A 239-nucleotide genomic window follows, 5' to 3' on the forward strand; every position below is an offset into this window, starting at 1 on the left:
CCACCCCGCGTCCGTCTTTCTGCTTCGTATTTCAAACCACATCTGCGTTGGCTTTCCTCGTTCACCTCAGTCACTTACTGGAGTAAGCTCCTAAGGATTCACTGCGTCGCCGCCTTGTTGTGATTCGAACTACTTTGCAAAATATTACATCAGATTTCAATTGGTTGCGGGGGCCGGATTTGAACCGACGACCTTCGGGTTATGAGCCCGACGAGCTACCAGGCTGCTCCACCCCGCGT

At 52.7% G+C, this 239-nt stretch carries 1 tRNA gene; it reads right to left on the reverse strand.

From position 1 onward, the window contains the following. Positions 1-161: 161 nt before the first annotated feature. Positions 162-238 (reverse strand) — tRNA-Met (locus OGV79_RS01160). Position 239 lies beyond the last annotated feature (1 nt).

It is taken from the genome of Citrobacter sp. CK185 (genome assembly GCF_030333565.1).
GTDB lineage: Bacteria > Pseudomonadota > Gammaproteobacteria > Enterobacterales > Enterobacteriaceae > Citrobacter_B > Citrobacter_B koseri.